Annotated in this window: 19 protein-coding genes; 10 read left to right on the top strand and 9 right to left on the bottom strand. The window is 54.3% G+C overall.

Annotated elements, in window-relative coordinates:
- Nucleotides 1–96 precede the first annotated feature (96 nt).
- Nucleotides 97–1,272, bottom strand: a complete 1,176-nt coding sequence (locus QE396_RS21345) for an oligogalacturonate lyase family protein (protein WP_020883760.1) — start codon at nt 1,270–1,272, stop codon at nt 97–99.
- A gap of 298 nt (nt 1,273–1,570) precedes the next feature.
- Between QE396_RS21345 and kduI the strand changes: the two genes are divergently transcribed.
- From kduI to QE396_RS21360, 3 genes are all read left to right on the top strand, one after another.
- Nucleotides 1,571–2,407, top strand: a complete 837-nt coding sequence (gene kduI / locus QE396_RS21350; protein ID WP_020883761.1) for a 5-dehydro-4-deoxy-D-glucuronate isomerase — start codon at nt 1,571–1,573, stop codon at nt 2,405–2,407.
- Nucleotides 2,408–2,470: 63 nt separating this feature from the next.
- Nucleotides 2,471–3,232 carry a 2-dehydro-3-deoxy-D-gluconate 5-dehydrogenase KduD gene (gene kduD, locus QE396_RS21355; protein WP_014171473.1) on the top strand — a complete coding sequence of 254 codons (762 nt, stop codon included), beginning with the start codon at nt 2,471–2,473 and terminating at the stop codon, nt 3,230–3,232.
- Nucleotides 3,233–3,527: 295 nt separating this feature from the next.
- Entirely contained in the window at nt 3,528–4,961 is a 1,434-nt protein-coding gene (locus QE396_RS21360; RefSeq protein ID WP_226777985.1) for a sugar porter family MFS transporter, read from the top strand.
- Between the two features lie 38 nt (nt 4,962–4,999).
- Here QE396_RS21360 and QE396_RS21365 read toward each other — a convergent pair whose 3' ends face one another.
- The 4 genes from QE396_RS21365 to QE396_RS21380 are packed head-to-tail and all read right to left on the bottom strand — an operon-like array spanning nt 5,000 to nt 9,226.
- Nucleotides 5,000–6,286, bottom strand: a complete 1,287-nt coding sequence (locus QE396_RS21365) for an ABC transporter substrate-binding protein (protein WP_020883762.1) — start codon at nt 6,284–6,286, stop codon at nt 5,000–5,002.
- A 14-nt stretch (nt 6,287–6,300) separates the two neighbouring features.
- A complete protein-coding gene (locus QE396_RS21370) occupies nt 6,301–7,428 on the bottom strand; it encodes an ABC transporter ATP-binding protein (RefSeq protein ID WP_020883763.1) in 1,128 nt (375 codons plus the stop codon).
- Between the two features lie 12 nt (nt 7,429–7,440).
- Nucleotides 7,441–8,343, bottom strand: a complete 903-nt coding sequence (locus tag QE396_RS21375) for a carbohydrate ABC transporter permease (RefSeq protein WP_020883764.1) — start codon at nt 8,341–8,343, stop codon at nt 7,441–7,443.
- Nucleotides 8,336–9,226 (bottom strand): carbohydrate ABC transporter permease, encoded by an 891-nt coding sequence (locus QE396_RS21380; protein WP_014171468.1) that lies wholly within the window; start codon nt 9,224–9,226, stop codon nt 8,336–8,338. Before QE396_RS21380 ends, QE396_RS21375 begins: the two co-directional genes overlap by 8 nt.
- A gap of 540 nt (nt 9,227–9,766) precedes the next feature.
- On the opposite strand from QE396_RS21380, the gene wzz(fepE) reads away from it, so the two are divergent.
- Nucleotides 9,767–10,891 (top strand): LPS O-antigen length regulator Wzz(fepE), encoded by a 1,125-nt coding sequence (gene wzz(fepE), locus QE396_RS21385; protein ID WP_032670189.1) that lies wholly within the window; start codon nt 9,767–9,769, stop codon nt 10,889–10,891.
- Between the two features lie 40 nt (nt 10,892–10,931).
- On the opposite strand, the gene QE396_RS21390 is transcribed toward wzz(fepE), so the two are convergent.
- Nucleotides 10,932–11,255, bottom strand: a complete 324-nt coding sequence (locus QE396_RS21390) for a cupin domain-containing protein (protein ID WP_020883766.1) — start codon at nt 11,253–11,255, stop codon at nt 10,932–10,934.
- 136 nt (nt 11,256–11,391) lie between these two features.
- Here QE396_RS21390 and QE396_RS21395 point away from each other — a divergent pair, with 136 nt between their 5' ends.
- Nucleotides 11,392–12,084, top strand: coding sequence for an aspartate/glutamate racemase (locus tag QE396_RS21395; protein WP_020883767.1), 693 nt, complete (start codon nt 11,392–11,394; stop codon nt 12,082–12,084).
- Here the strand turns inward: QE396_RS21395 and QE396_RS21400 are convergent.
- Nucleotides 12,079–13,002 carry a LysR family transcriptional regulator gene (locus QE396_RS21400; protein WP_014171464.1) on the bottom strand — a complete coding sequence of 308 codons (924 nt, stop codon included), beginning with the start codon at nt 13,000–13,002 and terminating at the stop codon, nt 12,079–12,081. The two genes, QE396_RS21395 and QE396_RS21400, sit on opposite strands and share 6 nt — an antisense overlap.
- Before the next feature lie 122 nt (nt 13,003–13,124).
- Here QE396_RS21400 and lysA point away from each other — a divergent pair, with 122 nt between their 5' ends.
- On the top strand, nt 13,125–14,387 hold the full coding sequence (lysA, locus tag QE396_RS21405) for a diaminopimelate decarboxylase (RefSeq protein ID WP_020883768.1): 1,263 nt from the start codon (nt 13,125–13,127) through the stop codon (nt 14,385–14,387).
- Here the strand turns inward: lysA and QE396_RS21410 are convergent.
- Nucleotides 14,357–15,394 carry a LacI family DNA-binding transcriptional regulator gene (locus tag QE396_RS21410; RefSeq protein ID WP_020883769.1) on the bottom strand — a complete coding sequence of 346 codons (1,038 nt, stop codon included), beginning with the start codon at nt 15,392–15,394 and terminating at the stop codon, nt 14,357–14,359. The genes lysA and QE396_RS21410 overlap by 31 nt on opposite strands.
- A gap of 300 nt (nt 15,395–15,694) precedes the next feature.
- On the opposite strand from QE396_RS21410, the gene QE396_RS21415 reads away from it, so the two are divergent.
- From QE396_RS21415 to QE396_RS21430, 4 genes are all read left to right on the top strand, one after another.
- A complete protein-coding gene (locus QE396_RS21415; protein WP_020883770.1) occupies nt 15,695–17,020 on the top strand; it encodes a PTS sugar transporter subunit IIC in 1,326 nt (441 codons plus the stop codon).
- Nucleotides 17,021–17,027: 7 nt separating this feature from the next.
- Nucleotides 17,028–18,455: a glycoside hydrolase family 1 protein gene (locus QE396_RS21420; protein WP_020883771.1), complete on the top strand. Its 1,428-nt coding sequence runs from the start codon at nt 17,028–17,030 to the stop codon at nt 18,453–18,455.
- Nucleotides 18,456–18,545: 90 nt separating this feature from the next.
- Nucleotides 18,546–19,319: a GntR family transcriptional regulator gene (locus tag QE396_RS21425; RefSeq protein ID WP_014171459.1), complete on the top strand. Its 774-nt coding sequence runs from the start codon at nt 18,546–18,548 to the stop codon at nt 19,317–19,319.
- A complete protein-coding gene (locus tag QE396_RS21430) occupies nt 19,316–19,792 on the top strand; it encodes a GNAT family N-acetyltransferase (protein WP_014171458.1) in 477 nt (158 codons plus the stop codon). Before QE396_RS21425 ends, QE396_RS21430 begins: the two co-directional genes overlap by 4 nt.
- Here the strand turns inward: QE396_RS21430 and galR are convergent.
- Nucleotides 19,753–20,769 (bottom strand): HTH-type transcriptional regulator GalR, encoded by a 1,017-nt coding sequence (galR, locus tag QE396_RS21435; RefSeq protein WP_020883772.1) that lies wholly within the window; start codon nt 20,767–20,769, stop codon nt 19,753–19,755. The genes QE396_RS21430 and galR overlap by 40 nt on opposite strands.
- Between the last annotated feature and the right edge of the window lie 363 nt (nt 20,770–21,132).

The following is a 21,132-nucleotide window of genomic DNA, read 5'->3' on the forward strand; positions in this document are numbered from 1 at the left end:
CATGTCTGATAAGCGCCGCCCAACGGGCAAAAGCCCACTGAAAAAAAAGCCCTCCGAAACGGAGGGCAAGGCCAGTTACAGAAACACAAACTCAAATCATGCATGCAACATTTCAGGTTGCTCAGGAAGTTTCGCGATATAGAGGGCGGGTTGACCGTCTTTATCGGAACTGAACAGCACCGCTTTCTCGTCCGGAGTAAAGGAGGGATGCGGGTGGGTGACCTGGCGGCTATTTGCCACCGTTGCCCAGGAGGTGTCGTGACGGGCAATGCGGAAGTAGCTTTTTTTCGCCACGTCAAAGGCGTACAGATAAGGATCGTTATCGATGGTGTAACCGTGCGTATCCTTCACATCAACCGGCGTGCCTGAACCGTCGCCCACCAGCAGGGAGCCGTCAACGTTGCTCATCAGATGGGAACAGGCGGGCATTGGCATGACTGCGTCATTGACGCCCGTATCCGGATTGAAGCTGCAGATGGTGCGGCCCTTTTGGCCCTTCAGATAAGAGACATACACAAGGGCAGAACCGTTCGGCACCCAGAATTCATGGGTACAGCTTTCGCCTTCCGCATGCGTTTTCACTTTGCGCACGTGCGTACCATCTTCGTTGACCAGCCACATGCGGGCGTCGACCAGGTCGTGCGGCCCTTCATGGCAAAACGCCACCGTGTTGTCATCAAACGGACGATAGATAGGGTGGCCAAGCCAGTTTTTCTCTTCGTGGATTGTGGTGCTTAAACCGGTTTTCAGATCCACCCGCAGCAGTCGACAGTGCGGCCCCTTATGGAAGAAGTCGTGGAAAATTTTCCAGTCGTTGAGCGGCGTCCAGTCACGTCGGGCGATTTCTATCCCAACCAGTTTGGTGCAGTCGCTGTTGGCGACCCAGGTACCGTAACCGACCCAGTCATCGGGGACACGGTACACCTCGCGTTCTACCAGGGTATGGAGATCCACCTCCAGCAGCGTGCGGTCGTTCTTCACATAGTAGAAGGATTTATCATCCGGAGAGAGGAACCCGCCAAAGGTATTATCCCCCGCGCCTTCCGTCAGCTGTACCGCTTCGGCCTTCTGCAGATCCAGCAGGTAGTAGTTCCAGTGACCGTCAAACGCTCCTGCGAACAGCAGGTGGCTGCCATCATTAAAGAAGCACTTCTGGTAGAAGTAGTTGCGGTGACAGGTCACGTCGGGTGGGGTCAGGCGGGTGACTTCCACGCCTGTATCCGGATCGTGGCTGACCTCGTAGTTCAGCTTGACCCGCATACCTTTAGCCATAATGCACTCCTTTGAACGATAAAAGTAGATTAAAAAGTGAGTATTAAATTATCAAAACAATGTTTCATTATGTGTGACTGATGGCGCACTTTGTCTGTTTCATTGGCGAGATTAATGTCTGGCTCTCTTTATCGTGATCCGAACGCCATTTCTGGTATAAACAAACAGAAAAAATGAAACGTTGTTTTAAATGTAATTGAAAACCCCCTTCTCTGGAGCTAGACTGTGCTCATCATTAAAACGGAACGTCGTTTCGTTAATTTTCTGCCTGCGGGCACGATCATTTCTGGAGGTTACGGTGGACGTCAGACAAAGCATCCACAGTGCGCACGCCAAAACGCTGGATACTCAGGGGCTGCGCAATGAGTTTTTAGTCGAGCAGGTGTTCGAGGCCGATAAGTACACCATGGTCTACAGCCATATCGACCGTATTATCATTGGCGGGATTATGCCGGTGACGCAGACCGTCTCCGTGGGCGGTGAAGTGGGTAAACAGCTTGGTGTGAGCTATTTCCTTGAGCGTCGCGAGCTGGGCGTGATTAACATCGGTGGCCCCGGCACCATCACTGTAGACGGACAGTGCTATGAGATAGGTCATCGCGACGCGTTGTATGTCGGTAAAGGGGCGAAAGAGGTCGTGTTCGCCAGCATCGACAGCGGTAAACCGGCGAAGTTTTACTACAACTGTGCGCCCGCACATACCCCGTATCCCACCAAAAAAGTGACCCCGGCGGATGTCGCCCCGGTGACGCTGGGTGACAACCTCACCAGCAACCGTCGTACCATCAATAAATACTTTGTTCCGGATGTGCTGGAAACCTGCCAGCTCAGCATGGGGCTGACCGAGCTTGCTCCGGGCAACCTGTGGAACACCATGCCGTGCCATACCCACGAGCGCCGTATGGAAGTGTATTTCTACTTCAACATGGACGAGGACGCCTGCGTGTTCCACATGATGGGGCAACCGCAGGAAACGCGCCATATCGTGATGCATAACGAGCAGGCGGTGATTTCGCCGAGCTGGTCTATTCATTCGGGCGTAGGCACGAAAGCGTACACCTTCATCTGGGGTATGGTCGGTGAAAACCAGGTCTTTGATGACATGGACCACGTCGCGGTTAACGAGCTGCGCTAGCCGCAGGCAGTTAAGCATAAACCTGCCTGTTGGTGACAGGCGCTGAAAGATTAAGGAACAAACATGATTCTGGATGCATTTTCTCTGCAGGGTAAAGTGGCTGTGGTGTCCGGTTGTGACACCGGACTGGGCCAGGGTATGGCGTTAGGGCTGGCGGAAGCGGGCTGCGATATCGTCGGGATTAACATTGTTGAGCCTACTGAAACCATCGAGCGCGTCACCGCGCTGGGGCGTCGTTTTCTGAGCCTGACCGCCGATCTGCGTAAAATTGACGCCATCCCTGAACTGCTGGATCGCGCGGTGGCGGAATTCGGCCATATCGACATTCTGGTGAACAATGCCGGACTGATTCGCCGTGAAGACGCGATTAATTTCAGCGAGCGCGACTGGGACGACGTGATGAACCTGAACATTAAGAGCGTGTTCTTTATGTCCCAGGCGGCGGCGAAACACTTTATTGCCCAGGGGAAAGGCGGCAAGATCATTAATATCGCCTCTATGCTCTCCTTCCAGGGCGGTATCCGCGTGCCGTCTTATACCGCATCCAAGAGCGCGGTGATGGGCGTTACCCGTCTGCTGGCAAACGAGTGGGCGAAGCACAACATCAACGTCAACGCGATTGCGCCGGGGTACATGGCGACGAATAACACTCAGCAGTTGCGTGCTGACGAACAGCGTAGCGCGGAAATCCTCGACCGTATCCCGGCGGGCCGCTGGGGCCTTCCGGACGATCTCAAGGGGCCGATTGTATTCCTGGCCTCTCCGGCATCCGATTACATCAACGGCTATACCGTGGCGGTCGATGGCGGCTGGCTGGCGCGTTAATTGCGTATTCCGTCTTAAACCTCTGCCGGTGGGTGGAGGTTTTTTTTGCCCAAAAATTGCCATTATCCATATGGCTCAAGACGAAAAATCCATACTAAAAAATCATAAATGATATGCATCACAGTTTTATTGCTTAAAAATTAAATGATTAATAAAAACTGGCGGTATTTCATCGTTAGTTGAAATTGTAATGTCCATCACAGATCGCTATGCCACAGCGAAATAATCCATATCTTCGCGAATTACGGCCTGACACTTTTCCGCGCTATCTCGTAATTTCAGTTAACGAATTTCGCTGTTCAGGCAGGAAAATATGACATCTATAAATGACTCTACCCTTATGCCCGCCGCGTTGCGTGATACCCGACGCATGAATCAGTTTGTCTCCATCGCGGCTGCAGTGGCCGGTTTACTGTTCGGTCTGGATATTGGCGTGATCGCCGGGGCGCTGCCCTTTATCACCGATCACTTTACGTTGAGTAACCGCCTGCAGGAGTGGGTGGTCAGCAGCATGATGCTGGGTGCGGCCATCGGCGCGCTGTTTAACGGCTGGCTTTCGTTCCGCCTCGGGCGCAAATACAGCCTGATGGTGGGGGCGATTCTGTTTGTCGCCGGCTCTATTGGGTCAGCATTTGCCACGAACGTGGAAATGCTGCTGCTCTCCCGCGTGCTGCTCGGCGTGGCGGTGGGGATTGCCTCTTACACTGCGCCGTTGTACCTCTCCGAAATGGCGAGCGAGAACGTGCGCGGCAAGATGATCAGTATGTACCAGCTGATGGTAACGCTGGGTATCGTGCTGGCGTTTCTGTCTGACACTTATTTCAGCTACAGCGGCAACTGGCGCGCGATGCTGGGCGTGCTGGCGCTCCCGGCGCTGGTGTTGATTGTTCTGGTGATTTTCCTGCCAAACAGTCCGCGCTGGCTGGCGCAAAAGGGCCGTCATGTGGAAGCGGAAGAGGTGCTGCGGATGCTGCGTGATACCTCAGAAAAAGCACGTGAAGAGCTGAACGAGATCCGCGAAAGCCTGAAGCTGAAGCAGGGGGGCTGGGCGCTGTTTAAGATCAACCGTAACGTTCGCCGCGCGGTGTTCCTCGGCATGCTGCTGCAGGCGATGCAGCAGTTCACCGGGATGAACATCATCATGTACTACGCGCCACGTATCTTCAAAATGGCGGGGTTCACCACCACGGAACAACAAATGGTTGCCACGCTGGTGGTGGGGCTGACCTTTATGTTCGCCACCTTTATCGCGGTGTTCACCGTGGATAAAGCCGGACGTAAACCGGCACTCAAGATTGGCTTTAGCGTCATGGCGCTCGGTACGCTGATCCTTGGCTACTGCCTGATGCAGTTTGATAACGGCACGGCCTCAAGCGGTCTTTCCTGGCTCTCTGTTGGCATGACCATGATGTGTATTGCCGGATATGCGATGAGCGCTGCGCCCGTCGTGTGGATCCTGTGTTCCGAAATTCAGCCGCTCAAATGCCGCGACTTTGGTATCACCTGTTCCACGACCACCAACTGGGTGTCGAACATGATCATCGGCGCGACCTTCCTGACGCTGCTGGATTCAATTGGCGCGGCAGGAACCTTCTGGCTCTATACGGTGCTCAACGTCGCGTTTATCGGGGTCACGTTCTGGCTGATCCCTGAAACCAAAGGTGTCACGCTGGAGCATATCGAGCGCAGGCTGATGTCCGGCGAGAAGCTGCGTAATATTGGCGTGTAATCTGTTGCCGGGTGGCGAAGAGGCCACCCGGCTTTTTGTTAGCGCATCGCGCGTTTCAGAATACGTTCAGCCTGACGCTGGAAGTCAGCGGCGGTCTCTTCCACGGATTTCTGTCCATAATCGATGTACTGCAGAGAGGTGCCGAACTGGGCCACAATCTGCGGATCGTCAAAGTAAGGTGACACGGAAAGTTTGGCCGGCAGAGACTGCGCCAGACGCAGCCCCGCGACCGACGGATCGCTCTCTTTGATGGTGCCGTCTTCGGTCAGGAACTGCACCGCGGCTTTACTCAGCGGCACGCCACGCTCCAGACCCAGCGTGTCTACTCCCTCTTTGCTGTTCAGCAGGAAGTTAATCAGTTTCGCCGCCGCTTCCGGGTTTTTGGTGGATTTACCAATCGAGAGCATCTGCGCCGGTTTGAAGAAAAGGCCCGCATCGGTTGCGCCCGGCAGCATCGGGTAACTACCCAGCACCAGTTTTGCCGGTGGCTTCAGGTTATCGGAATACTTATTGATGGTGGAGTTCCACATGTAGGTTCCCGCCCATTCTCCCTGGATCCACGGCTTCATCTCATACATGTTACTCTTACCAAACGACGCATAGTATTTGGTGTCCGGCATGACGTGGCTATCCACCAGCGTTTTGTAGGTCTGGAAGAATTCCACCCACTGCGCTTTGCTGTAGGCGAACTTCTTGGTTTTTTCGTCCACGGCAGGGATGTTGTACTTCTGAATCATGTACGAGTTCAGCAACGCCAGCGTGTCCTGATGCTCCAGCACGACCGGGTAATACTGCTTGCCGAGTTTACTCTCGAAGGTTTTACCCGCCGCCATTAGCTCGTCCCAGGTTTTCGGGTATGCAATACCGGCTTTTTTCCAGGTCTCGTCGTTGAAGTAGAACACGCGTGCGGTGACGGAGATCGGAATGCCGTTCAGCTTGCCGTTGATGGTGGTGGACTGAAGTTCTTTGGGATCGAACTGGGTCAGGTCGATCACGTCTTTCATTTTGTTCAGGTCGTAGAACCCGTCGCCGGTTTTCGAGAAGATTGGCAGCCAGTTCCAGTTGGTCTGCATCACATCCGGCTCGGTGCCGCCCGCAATTTGAGTGGTCAGGCGGGAGAGGTGCCCATCCCAGCCGGTGTACTCTGCCTTAACGTTGATATCCGGGTTCTGCTTATGGAATTCCTCCAGCGCTTTCAACGTCACCTGATGGCGGCCATTACCGCCCCACCAGGACATGCGTAATTCGACATCTTGCGCCATCGATGGCAAAGCGGTAAGGCCCAGCGTCGCGGAGATTGCTGCGCTTAAAAGCACTTTTTTCATTTTTATAAACTCCATCAGAGAGAGAGGTTCTGTTCAGTTTTTGCGTCAAAAATATGACATTTATTCATATCAAATTTGAAATACACCTTGCGATGAAGGCCTTTATCAATCATTGGCTTAGCTTCATCGGATGGAATTCTGGCGGTCAGTTCGTAGTCCGCAACCTTCAGATAGACGAAGAATTCGTGGCCCATGTTTTCCACGCGAACCATTTCGCCACTGCAGCCCCCGTCAACGAATGGTGCGTCGGAGAGGGAAACGAATTCCGGACGTACGCCGTAGTAAATGGCCTGCCCGGCATAAGCGGAGACTTTCTCCTGCATCCCGGCGTTCAGCGGCATGGTTTCATTGCCGATGGCGATGTGCAGTTTCCCGGCGTTTTCCACCAACTGGCTTTGACGAATGTTCATCTCCGGCGCGCCGATAAAGCCTGCCACGAACATGTTTTTCGGCTTGTGGTAGAGGTTGTCCGGGGTATCAACCTGCATGATGTGGCCGAGTTTCATCACGCAGATGCGGTCGCCCATGGTCATCGCTTCGGTCTGGTCGTGGGTGACGTAGACGGTGGTCGCCGGTTTACCGGATTTCTTCAACTGCTTGTGCAGGTCGGAAATACGAATGCGCATTGAGGCGCGTAGTTTGGCGTCGAGGTTTGACAGCGGTTCGTCGAACAGGAATACATCCGGCTTTTTCACAATCGCACGGCCTACCGCCACGCGCTGTGCCTGGCCGCCGGAAAGCTGGCGTGGCAGGCGGTCGAGTAACTCTTCCAGCTCAAGGATTTTGGCCGCTTCGTTGACCTGAGATTCAATCTGATCTTTTGGCAGTTTGCTCAGCTTCAGACCAAAGGCCAGGTTTTCGCGCACCGTCATGTGGGGATAGAGCGCGTAGTTCTGGAACACCATCGCAATCCCGCGCTCTTTCGGCGCGAGGTTGTTCACAATCTTATCGCCGATGCGGACTTCACCTCCGCTGATGGTTTCCAGGCCAGCCAGCATGCGCAGGGTGGTGGATTTGGCGCAGCCGGAGGGGCCAACGATCACCATGAACTCTCCTTCAGCGATTTTCAGGTCAATGGCATGTACCGCTTTAAAGCCGTTGGAGTAGACCTTTTCCAGTTTGTTGAAGATAACTTCAGCCATAATATTTCCCTCTTAACCTTTAATTCCGCTGCTGGTAACGCCCTGGACGAAGTAGCGCTGTGCCAGGAAGAAGACAATGATGGATGGCAGAATGGAGATGCTCGCCATTGCCAGAATTTCGTTCCACGGCGCCCCTTCGGTGACGTCGATGGACATTTTCAGCGCCAGTGCAATCGGGTATTTATCCACGCTGTAGACATAAATCAGCGGCCCGATAAAGTCGTTCATTGACCACATGAACTGGAACAGGGCGACGGAGATAATGGCCGGTTTCAGGATCGGCACCACCACGTACCACAGCACCTGAAGCGAGTTACAGCCGTCAATTTGTGCCGCCTCCTCCATGTCACGCGGCACGCCGCGCAGGAACTGGATAAGCATGAAGACGAAGAACCCCTGGGTGGCGAAGGCCAGCGGCAGGTACAGCGGCATATAGCTGTTGAGCATGCCCATTTCACGGAACATCAGGTACTGCGGGATCAGCAGCACGGTGCTGGGGAGCAGCATGGTGGTGATGAGGGTGGCGAACCAGAATTTCTTCCACGGTATTTCAAAGCGCGCAAAGCCGTACGCCACGATGGTGGAGGAGATAATGGTCAGGATCACTTTCGGGATCACATACTTAAAGGTGTTCAGCATGTAATGGCCGAAGTTGTATTCGGTGCCGGTTTTCCAGCCATTCACAAAACCGTCCCAGGTCGCATGGGCAGGCCACAGGCTGAGAGTGGTGAAAATCTCGTGGTTCGGTTTGAACGACGCTGAGAACATCCACACCAGCGGATAAAGCATCAGCAGGCCGACAAACAGCAGGATCACGTAGCGCACAGCGGCGTTAATTTTCTCTCTGCGCAGCGTGCGGGCGACTTCACGCTCGGCAATCGCCCTCGCTGTGGAAAGTTGTTGGATATCAGCCATTTTTGCCTCCTTTATCGGCGGAGTAGAACACCCAATATTTCGATGACTTAAAGGCGATACCGGCAAAAATGGCCACCACCAGGAACAGGATCCACGCCAGTGCTGCGCCGTAACCCATGTCAAAGTATTTAAACGCGGTGTCGTAGATGTAGAGTGAGAACAGGTAAGTGGAATACGTTGGCCCGCCGCCGGTAATGACATACGGTCCGGTAAATTCCTGGAACGCCTGGGTGGTCTGCATAATGAAGTTGAAGAAAATCACCGGCGTGATCAGCGGCACGGTCACTTTCGTGAACATTTGCCATTTGGATGCCCCATCGATCATCGCCGCTTCATACTGCGACTGCGGAACGTTTTGCAGCGCGGCCAGGAAGATGACCATCGCGGAACCGAACTGCCAGACGCGCAGCAGGGTGACCGACATCAGGGCCAGCGAGGGCTCACCCAGCCAGTTCACCGGGTCAAAACCAAATACGCCAATAAAGCTGTTCAGCAGACCATCAATGGCAAAGAGCGCGCGCCACAAAACAGCAATGGCCACGGAGCTGCCGAGGATCGACGGAATATAGTAGGCGGTACGGAAGAATCCAATACCGCGTAATTTAAAGTTCAGAACAAACGCAATCCCTAATGCAAAGGCGAGCTTCAGGGGAATGGTCAGAAATACATACGCAAACGTCACTCCCATTGATGTCCAGAAGAGCGTGTCTTCCGTAAACATGTAGCGATAATTTTCAATGCCGTTAAATACCGGCGGGCTCATCAGGTCGTAATCCGTAAAACTCAGGAAAAACGATGAGACGAAGGGGAAAGCCGTAAAGAGTATCAACCCAATGATGTAGGGTGATATCCACGCGAGCCCCAGCAGCTTGTTTTCATTCATACTTACCTACCTGGTAATCAATGGTTTAAAACGGAATCTGCGTCTGTAACAACCTTTCAGGCTGTCGAAACCGAGCCTGAACGGCAATGTTCTGGGTAATACGTGTCACGGTTACTTCATTTAACTTTGTTTTATAAGACTTTTTCCGATTTCATCGTTGAGCGAAACGCCTGGGTTTCAATACGGTAGAACTCGTGTTCCTGGATAATAAAACGCCGTTTTATTTTATATTATTGCTATTTGTTTCTGCGTCATTCGCTTAATAGCGGAAATGTGATCAAAGTCGAAACGGTGTTTCAATAAGGTGATGAGGATGGCATTTTTGCGCTATTTCAGGCGTTCAAAGAAGAGAGAGGAGGGCGGGCGGAAAGAACCGGATGATTAATAAAGACAATACCGTGGAGAAACTAACTACTAATTCTGATAGCAGGTCTACAGCTGGATCATTCTTTCGTTCAGATAATTCTTACTTTCTTGTATCATCGGACCACTGTAACCAATCAGGCAGAAATGGTCTGCACCCTCAAAAGAAGAATGGCTATGTCAGCAATGGATTTCAAAAAAAATACGGATCTCGACTTCCCCCATTACGCGGCCCCGGCAGTCAGTTCCAAAGAAATTGACCTTCTGGGACTGTTAGAAGTTCTTCTGGCGGCAAAAAAACGTATCGTCGTGATTGCCTTCGCATTCGCACTGGTTGGACTGGCCATCGCGTTCTTACTGCCACAAAAATGGACCAGTAAAGCGGTGATCACACCGGCGGAACAGACGCAGTGGAACCCGCTGCGCCAGATGATGGTCGCCCTGCAGGTGCTCGACGTGGACGTGAAAATTACCCGTCCGGACGTGTTTAACCAGTTTATTAAAAAGTTCCAGTCGCAGTCGTTGCTTGAGGAGTACATGAAATCCTCACCTTACGTGATGGCACAGCTGGAAGGCACTGATGTGGATCCGCTTGAGCTGCATCGTGCGGTGGTCAATATCTCCGAAAAGATGAAAGCGGTAGATAACACCCTGGCAAAAGACGCGGATAAAGCGCCGTACGTCTCGTGGACATTGAGCTTCACCGCGCCGACGGCGGGGGATGCGCAAACGGTTCTTAAAGGTTACGTGGATTACATCTCGCAGATTGTTGAGCAGGAAACCATGGAGAATATCCGTAACCAGATCACCCTGAAAACCAAAGTGGTGGAGCAGCAGCTGGAGCTGGATCGGGTACGTCTGACGAATGTTCACAACACCAATCTGCAGCGTCTTAACTATTCTCTGGAAGTGGCCAACGCGGCGGGCATCAAAAAGCCGGTCTACAGCAACGGTCAGGCGGTTAAAGACGATCCGGATTACTCCGTCGCGCTCGGTGCCGACGGTATCGCGCAAAAACTGCAGATTGAAAAAAATCTCAAGGACATCGCTGAGCTGAACGCGGACTTCCAGAACCGGGAATACTACCTGGCGCAGCTGAAAAAGCTGTCTGTCGAAGACGTCAAACTTGAACCGTTCAAGTATCAGCTCTCTCCATCCATGCCGGTGAAAAAAGACGGTCCGGGCAAAGCCCTGATTGTGATCCTGGCGGGACTGCTGGGCGGGCTGTTTGCCTGTGGCAGTGTATTACTGCGTGAGGCCATGCTCAGCCGCAATCCTCTGGTCGAGCCTGTAACGGAATAAAAAACGCAGACGAGAAGGGCGCTGTCATCAGCGCCCTTTTTTATTTCAAAAAATCCTCACGTACCGGCGTGAAGGTATCCAGCAGCGTGCCGGGTTTAAGACACACGCAGCCGTGCATCACATGTGGCTTTTTGTAGAGGGTATCCCCGGCCGTCACCACATGTTTTTCATCTCCAATCGTGAACTCAAACTCGCCGGACAGCACATAGGTTAACTGTTCATGAGGATGGTTATGCAGTGGGCCTGTCGCGCCCTGTTCAAAATTCACCTCCACCGCCATCATTTTACCGCCATGGGCAAGAATACGGCGCGTCACGCCGTTCCCCAGATCGTCAAGCGTGGTTTCGTTGTGGAAAATAAACATATCGTTACCCCCGAATGTATTAAAACAATGTTTCATTTAATTTATATCACCAGGGGTTAAAAAGAAACGACGTGACAAAGAACTGGAAACACGATCACAAGTTTGCTTCACTGGGATAAACACATAAGGAGGGATGATGAAAACGATCGGCCTGTTAGGGGGGATGAGCTGGGAATCGACAATCCCCTATTACCGCCTGATTAATGAAGGGGTGAAGCAACGTCTGGGGGGCCTGCATTCTGCCAGCCTGCTGCTGCACAGCGTAGATTTCCATGAAATCGAAGCCTGCCAGTCGAGCGGTGAATGGGATAAAGCCGGGGAAATACTGGCCGAGGCCGCGCTGGGGCTGGAGCGTGCGGGAGCAGAGGGGATTTTGCTCTGTACCAACACTATGCATAAAGTCGCGTCCCATATCGAAGCGCGCTGTTCGCTGCCCTTCCTGCACATTGCCGATGCAACCGGGCGGGCCATCACCGCATCCGGGTTACGTCGTGTGGCGCTGCTGGGAACGCGCTACACCATGGAGCAGGATTTTTACCGCGGTCGGTTGAGCAGCCAGTTTGGCATTGAAAGCCTGATCCCGGATGAGGCAGACCGGGCCCGCATCAACCAGATTATCTTTGATGAACTCTGCCTCGGCACCTTTAGCGAATCATCCCGGGCATATTACGTCAGCGTGATTGAAAAACTCGCGCAGCAGGGGGCGGAAGGGGTGATCTTCGGCTGTACGGAAATCGGTTTACTGGTGCCGGTTGAGCAAAGCCCGATTCCGGTCTTCGATACCGCCGCGATTCATGCCGCCGATGCCGTGGAGTTTATGCTGTCATAAACTTTGCCGATCGGATAAACGAAGCGCCACCTGACGGGCATGGGCTATCAGGTGCTCCGTAAACGCCTCCACCAGCGCTGAGACCGGGCGATGGAGGGGGCGGATCAGGCTCACGGTGAACGGGACTGACAGGCTAAACGGGCGGATGACAATATCGCGCCCGGCGTAATCCAGCGCCGTCAGTGGATTCACCACCGAAACGCCCACCCCGGCGCGCACCATGGCGCAAATGGAGGCCGCACTGTGGGTCTCGACCACCATCCTGCGCTTCACCTGATGCTCAGCAAACAGTGAATCCAGCAGCTGCCGGTAGCTGTCGGTTTGTGACAGGCTAATGTAGTTCTCACCGTGAAAATCCGCTGGCGTCAGAATCTGCTTGCGGGCAAGCGGGTGCCCGGCTGGCAGCACGCACACCTCATCTAAAGAGAGCAGTTCCGTGCGTTCCGTTCCAGCGGGCGTAGAGAGGGTTTCGGTCAGGCCTAAATCATGGCGCTGTGCGGAGAGCCACTCCTCAAGCAGCGGTGACTCCTGCGGGACAATCGTGAGATTCACCTCCGGATATCGGGCCAGAAAAGGCTGGAGCAGCGTCGGCAAAAAAGACTGTGAAAAGACGGGCAGGCAGACAATCGATAGCTCGCCCTGCCGAAACTCGCGCAGGCTTTCCGCCGCACTGACAATGCGATCCAGGCCATACCATGAGCGCTGCACTTCCTCGAACAGGCGCAGCCCCTGTACCGTTGGGTGAAGCCTGCCCCGTGTGCGTTCGAACAGCTTCAGTCCCAGCACTTTCTCGAATCGCGCCAGCTCGCGGCTGACCGTTGGCTGCGAGGTATGGAGCATCTGCGCAGCCTCGGTGAGGTTGCCCGTGGTCATCACGGCGTGAAAAATCTCGATATGGCGTAAATTGACGGCGGGCATAGGTCACCTGAATACAGAGAACTGTCCATATCATTTTTGCATAGACTCGCGATAAAACGATATTTTTTATTCTCTTCCTGCTGTGGCGTAATCATAAAAAAATATCACCCCGGAGAAAGACCATGCCACGCCCGCTTAACCAGACTGATACCGATTTGAATGCCGAAAACCTGCTACGCCTGCCTGCCGAGTTTGGCTGTCCGGTGTGGGTCTACGACGCGCAGATTGTTCGCGAGAAGATTGCTGCCCTGCATCAGTTTGACGTGGTGCGTTTTGCCCAGAAGGCGTGCTCCAATATCCACATTCTGCGTCTGATGCGTGAGCAGGGTGTGAAGGTCGACTCCGTCTCCCTGGGGGAGATTGAGCGCGCGCTGGCGGCCGGGTTTGATCCGAAAACCGATCCTGACGCGATTGTGTTTACCGCCGATGTGATCGACGACGCCACGCTTGCTCGCGTCCATGAGCTACAGGTGCCGGTAAACGCCGGGTCCGTGGATATGCTGGAACAGCTTGGGCAAGTTTCTCCGGGCCACCGCGTCTGGCTGCGCGTGAACCCTGGCTTTGGTCACGGTCATAGCCAAAAAACCAATACCGGGGGCGAAAACAGCAAGCACGGTATCTGGTATGCCGATATGCCCGCTGCCCTGGACGTACTGCAGCGTTACAATCTGAAGCTGGTGGGGATTCATATGCACATCGGCTCCGGCGTGGATTACGCGCACCTTGAGCAGGTCTGTGGCGCAATGGTGCGCCAGGTGATCGAGTTTGGTCAGGATCTGGAGGCGATCTCCGCCGGGGGCGGTCTTTCCATTCCTTACCGTGAAGGGGAAGAGGCGATCGACACCGATCACTATTACGGCCTGTGGAGCGCCGCGCGTGACCAGGTCGCCGCGCATCTTGGTCATGCCGTGAAGCTGGAAATTGAGCCGGGTCGTTTCCTGGTGGCTGAATCCGGGGTGCTGGTGGCGCAGGTTCGCAGCGTGAAAGAGATGGGCTCGCGCCACTTTGTGCTGATTGACGCGGGCTTTAACGATCTGATGCGCCCGTCAATGTACGGCAGCTATCACCACATTTCGGCTCTGGCTGCCGATGGCCGCGATTTAACTCACGCGCCGCGTATCGAGACGGTTGTTGCGGGCCCGCTGTGTGAGTCTGGTGATGTCTTTACCCAGCAGGAAGGGGGGAAAGTGGAAACCCGCGCGCTGCCGGAAGTTAAACCAGGCGACTATCTGGTGCTGCACGATACCGGTGCCTACGGGGCGTCAATGTCCTCAAACTACAACAGCCGCCCGCTGCTGCCAGAAGTGTTGTTTGATAACGGCAAGGCGCGGCTGATCCGCCGCCGCCAGACCATTCAGGAGCTGCTGGCGCTGGAACTCGTCTGAGTGAAGTACGGCCCCGTCGTGACCGAGTCGCGTAATACCAGCGTACCGGTGAACGGCGGGATCGCGTCGACCGGTTGGTTTTTTGCCAGCCGGATCGCCTGATCGATAGCCGTAACGATCATATTGTCGATAGGCAGATAAACCGACGAGAGCGCTGGCTCCAGCCATTTCGCGCATGGGGCATCGTCAAAGCCAAACAGGGAAATATCCTGTGGGATCCGCAGCCCCGCCTGGTGTAGCGCCTTGGACGCACCCAGCGCCATATCATCGTTACAGGCAAACAGAGCGCTAAACGCTATACCGTCGGCAATCAGCTCTTTGCAGAGCTCATATCCTCGCGTCATTCCCGCATCGCCATACTTAATCCGCTGCTCGTCCAGACGAATGCCGTGCTTTTCCAGCGCCTTACGGTAGCCCATTAGCCTCGCTTTCCCGGTTGGCGTGTGGATCGGGACGGTGATACAGGCGATCTCCCGGTGGCCCTGGTTGATCAGGTAATCCACGGCCTTAAAGGCGGCATCCTGCTGTTCGAAGAACACGCAGCGATCGGGCGCCTGGCTGACTTCACGATTGATGACCACCAGCGGGGTTTGCACCGAATGGATCAGCTTCATGATCGCTTTTTCGCTCATGTAGCGGGTGTAAAGCACGATGGCATCGCATTTGCGATCGGCCAGCATTTGTACCGCCTGCTCTTCCTGCTCCGGGGCGTCGTGACCATCCGTGACGATCAGCTGCTTGCCGTGGGTTTCCGTCTGTCGGGAGGCCTGCTGAAGAAGACGACCAAAGTAAAAACCATCAAAGGTAGAGACCACCAGACCAATGCTGTTGCTGGTCTGGTTCGCCAGCGAACGCGCGAGAAAATTCGGGCGGTAGCCCAGCTCTTCCATCGCATTAAACACCTGCTGACGCGTACTCTCTTTAACCTGACCTGTGCCGTTCAGCACGCGCGATACCGTGGCTTTCGACACGCCCGCGCGCAATGAGACATCCAGCATTGTTGCCATTAGACATTCCTGATTCCACGTAACGATCTGCAGTTTAACACAGACCATCCGGTGCATAAGCGATGCGGGAAGGGCAAAACTTCCAGCACGATCACGCTTTTAGGTAACGATCGGTCAGTTCGAAATACAGGATTTTAAGTGGTATGCCAAAATCGATATAAACCGCATTTTGGAATACCTGTTACGTCGTTGAGAGCTTAATCACAGAACAAAACCCGACATGAAGCTATTTTTGGTATGCCAATAGTATCCGGCTGTACACCTTATCCAATAAAAGCCCTTTTACTGAGGTATTACCCTATGGCATTACAGGAAAAACTGATCGACGCTCTGGGCAGTTTTGCCACAAAATTCAACAGTTATCGCTATATCATGGCGATCAAGTCTGCCTTTATTACCTTAATGCCGGTCATCATCGTTGGGGCATTCTCTGTCTTGATCTCCAATATGGTACTGGATCCGAAAAATGGCCTGGCGAGCTTCCAGTCCCTCTCTTTTCTCGCCACGCTAAAACCCATCACCAGCGCGCTCAATTACGCCACCCTGAATTTCCTTAACATTGGCGCGGTGTTCTTAATCGGCATCGAACTGGGCCGCATCAACGGGATCAAATCCTTATTCCCTGGCCTGCTGGCGGTGATCTGCTTTATCTGCGTGACGCCGACAACCGTTGAGATGCTGGTGGATGGTGAAATGCACGTGGTGAAAGACGTGCTGCTGCGTCAGTTCTCTGATACCCGCAGCCTGTTCCTCGGTATGTTTATCGCGATTCTGTCGGTAGAAATTTACTGCTGGCTGGAAAACCGCAAGGGGCTGAAGATCAGGATGCCGGACACCGTACCGCCAAACGTGGCGGCATCGTTCTCCGCGCTGATCCCGGCGATCATCACCACTACCGCGATTGCCACATTGGGTTTCGTCTTCCATCAACTCACCGGCATGTATCTCTATGACGCGGTCTATCAGGTGGTGCAACAGCCGCTGGAGCGCGTGGTGCAAAGCCTGCCGGGCATTCTGCTGCTGATGTTTGTCGCACAGCTTTTCTGGGTGATTGGTATTCACGGCAACCAGATGATCAAGCCGATCCGCGAGCCGCTGCTGTTAGGCGCCATCACCGTTAATATGAGCGCCTTTGAGCAGGGCAAAGAGGTGCCGAATATCATCACCATGCCGTTCTGGGATGTGTACATGAGCATCGGCGGGTCGGGGCTGACCATCGGCCTGCTGATCGCGGTCATGATTGCCACCAAACGCAAAGAAATGAAAGAGATCGCCAAGCTTTCCATTGGTCCGGGGCTCTTTAACATCAACGAGCCGGTGATCTTCGGCATGCCAATCATGCTTAACCCGATCCTCGCCATTCCTTTCATTATCACGCCGCTGGTGACCGGCTCTATCGGTTACTTTGCCACTGTGACCGGCTTTGCCGGTAAAGCCGTGGTGATGGTGCCGTGGACCACGCCGCCGCTGATCAACGCCTGGCTCTCCACCGCCGGATCGATGGGGGCGGTCATCACTCAGCTTATCTGCATTGTGACTGCCGTCATTATCTACCTGCCGTTTGTGAAGATTGCTTCACGACGTGCCGAACAGGCCGCGCTGCAACAGGCGACCGACAATGCATGAGGATGTGATGACGACAAAACAGATAACCATTCCGCAGGATTTCATTCTGGGCGCGGCTGCGTCAGCCTGGCAAACCGAAGGCTGGAGCGGCAAAAAGGCGGGGCAGGATTCGTGGATCGATCTCTGGTACAAAAACGATCGCCACGTCTGGCACAACGGCTATGGCCCGGCGGTGGCGACCGACTTTATCAACCGCTTTCGCGAGGATGTGGCGCTGATGAAGCAGGCAGGGCTGACGCACTACCGAACCTCGATTAACTGGTCACGTTTTTTAACCGACTATGAAAAAGTGACGGTGGACGAGGAGTACGCCGCCTATTACGACGCGTTGTTCGATGAGATGCACCGTCAGGGCATTGAGCCGATGATCTGCCTTGAGCATTACGAGCTGCCGGGCGTGCTGCTTGACACTTACGGCGGCTGGGCTTCCAAGCAGGTTGTCGACCTGTTTGTCCGCTATGCGGAAAAAGTCTTTGAACGCTACCACGGTAAAGTCACCCGCTGGTTTACCTTCAATGAACCGATCGTGGTACAGACCCGCGTTTATCTCGATGCGCTGCGCTGGCCCTACGAGCAGAATACCGGTAAATGGATGCAGTGGAACCACCATAAGGTTCTGGCGACGGCAAAGGTTGTACAGCTGTTTCGCGCCAAAGGCTACCCTGGCTCGGTTGGCTGTATTCTCAACCCCGAAGTCACCTATCCTCGATCGTGCGCACCGCACGATGTTAACGCCGCAGAGAAGTACGATCTGTTCTATAACCGCGTATTTCTCGATCCGCTGGTGCACGGGCGCTACCCGCCAGAACTGTTTACGCTGCTGGAACAGCATCAGGTGGCGTGGGACTACACCGCAGAAGAGCTGGAACTGATTGCGCAGAACACCGTCGATGAGCTGGGGATAAACCTCTATTACCCGCATCGAGTGAAAGCGCCGTCTCGTGCCTGGCACCCGGAGACACCGTTCCACCCGGCGTACTACTACGAACCGTTCGAACTGCCAGGACGGCGAATGAATAAATCCCGCGGCTGGGAAATCTACCCCCGAATTATCTACGATATGGCGATGCGGATAAAAAATGACTACCGCAATATCGACTGGTTCGTGGCGGAGAGCGGGATGGGCGTGGAGAACGAAGCGCAATTTCGCAACAGTGACGGGGTCATTGACGACGAGTACCGCATTGCGTTCATTCGCGAGCACCTCTATTACACGCTGCTGGCGCGGGAGGAGGGGGCAAACTGTCATGGCTATATGCTGTGGGCCTTCACGGACAACGTATCGCCGATGAACGCCTTCAAAAACCGCTACGGGCTGATTGAGATCGATCTTAATAACAATCGCGCCAGGCGGGCGAAAAGGTCGGCGAGCTGGTTCCGGCAGCTGCGCGATGCGTGCGCGCTCACGCTCCCGGTCGATGATGAATGGAAGTAAGCGAAAACCATGCTGGTTCTGGTAAAATAGCGCACAAACTGGCCGGGAGGACGCCCGGCCTGCGCATTAACTGAAAAAACAGGTGAAAACGTGGATAAGGCTGTCATCCTGCCGGAAAAAAAACAGTACCAGGAAATTGGCGAGGATTTACGGGCGCAAATTATCCAGGGGCACTATCCCGTAGGTTCCCGTCTGCCGCCCGAGCGTAATATTGCTGAGAAGTACGGCGTAAGTCGTACCATCGTGCGTGAGGCATTGCTGATGCTGGAGCTGCAGGGCACGGTGGATATCCGCCAGGGGTCTGGCGTTTATGTGATGCGCATTCCTGAAGAACACGAAAACGAAGAAGAACGTTTTCTGAACAGCGACGTCGGCCCCTTTGAGATCCTGCAGGCGCGCCAGCTTCTCGAAAGCAACATCGCCGCGTTTGCTGCCAAAATGGCGACACGCGCAGACATCGACAATCTGCGCCGTATTATTGAGCAGGAGCAGCGCGCCATTGCCGCCAACGATAACAGCCAGGACAATAATAAAATGTTTCACCTGGTGCTGGCGGGGGCAACGCAAAACCAGATGCTGCTGGCAACGGTAGAAAGTATCTGGCACCACATGGACAGCAGCCCGCTGTGGCAGCAATTCAATGGGCATATCGCCAGCCGTGCATACCGCCTGAAATGGCTGGGCGACAGGCAAACTATCCTCGCGGCGCTTCGTCGTCGTGACGTGATGGGTGCCTGGCAGGCGATGTTCCAGCATCTGGAAAATGTGAAAAAGAGCTTACTTGAACTCTCCGATGAAGATGCGCCGGATTTTGACGGTTATCTTTTTGAATCTGTGCCCGTGTTTCAGGGGAAGCTGGTGTGACTATTCTGCCTCTCTATGCCGCGCCTCAGTATGCGGAACAGGTAACTGACTGGATCTGGCAGGCGTTCGGTGACGGGCTTACGCGGGCGTTTTTCCAGAGCATCGTTGAACATAGCCAGACGCCGGGCGCGTTACCGTTGACCTTTATTGCTCTGGAGGGCGAACAGCTTCTGGGTACGGTTGGGATCTGGCGCTGCGATTTAATCACCCGACAGGATCTTTGTCCGTGGCTGGCTGCGCTGTACGTTGATGAAGCGGCGCGTGGTAACGGACTGGCGGGAAAACTGCAGCAGCATGTTATCGCCTATGCCGCACAGGCCGGGTATCACGAACTGCATCTGTGGTCTGCCTGCCGCGACTTCTACGAACGTTACGGCTGGCAGTACATTGGCGATGCGCTCGAATACCCGAACAAAACGGTACATCTGTATCGCTATTCCTCTCCCGCTTCTGCTGGCGAACCTACAGAGTGACGGCGGACTAAGGTGGGGCTGAACAGGTGGGTGATATCCGGTGGCTGGCGTTGTTCGGCCAGCGCCAGTGCCAGCTCCGCAGCCTGCGTTGCCATTGTGATAATCGGGTAACGTACCGTGGTCAGGCGGGGACGCACGTAGCGGGACACCAGCACATCATCAAAGCCAATGAGTGAAATTTCTCCCGGCACCTCGATTCCGTTGTCATTTAACACCCCCATTGCCCCGGCGGCCATCGAGTCGTTATAGCTGGCAACCGCCGTGAAATTCCGTCCACGCCCCAGCAGTTCTGTCATTGCCTGTTCGCCGCCACTCTCATCCGGCTCGCCGTAGGCCACCAGCCGGTCATTACACGGCAAACCGTTTTCGCGCAGGGCATCGTAGTAGCCCTGCAGGCGATCTTCGGCATCGGAAATCGGGTGATTGGAGCAGAGATAACCAATGCGGGTATGGCCCTGCTGAATCAAATGGCGGGTAGCAAGCCAGGCGCCGTAGCGGTCGTCGAGTGCCACGCAGCGTTTCTCAAAACCGGGAATAATTCGATTGATGATCACCATGCCGGGGATCTGCTTCATCAGATGAATGAGTTCAGCATCGGGGATCATTTTGGCGTGAACAACCAGCGCAGCGCAGCGGTGGCGCATCAGCTGTTCGATAGCCTGGCGTTCTTTTTGTTCGTTGTGATAGCCATTGCCGATCAGCAGAAAATTGCCGGTCTGATAAGAAACCTGTTCAACCGCTTTTACCATGGCGCCAAAAAACGGGTCAGACACATCGCCCACCACCAGTCCGATGGTTTCAGTAGACTGTTGGGCAAGGGCGCGGGCGTTGGCATTCGGATGATAATTCAATGATTCCATGGCGTTTTGCACCGCCTGGCGTGATGCGTCACTGGCTTTAGGGGAGTCGTTAATCACGCGTGAGACGGTCGCCACGGAAACACCAGCCAGACGGGCCACATCCTTTATTGTCGCCATTACATACCTTCTTAGTGGGGGTAAGCGTTTACACACGAAATAGTGTTGCGGAAAAGCGCGGTGCATTCAAGGGGCGCGGGGGTTCGCCCTCCACAAACGTGACGCAGCACAACCCTGGCCGTGTAATCGTTACACGGGCAGTCATGTCTGAATAATGTCAATCTGAACCTTTAGTTACACTTTGCCTCAGGCTGTTGCGATTGTCCGATGGCGAGGATGAGGGGGAGATTGATAGAGTCGAGATCCCAGAGGTATTGATTGGTGAGAATTCTTAGTACGGTTTCGTACTCTTCTCTTGCACCAACCTGCGCGGATGCGCAGGTTTTTTTTCGCCTCAACTTTGCAGTCGCTCCCGTATCACTT

It is taken from the genome of Enterobacter sp. SORGH_AS_0287 (genome assembly GCF_031453695.1).
Lineage (GTDB): Bacteria > Pseudomonadota > Gammaproteobacteria > Enterobacterales > Enterobacteriaceae > Enterobacter > Enterobacter ludwigii.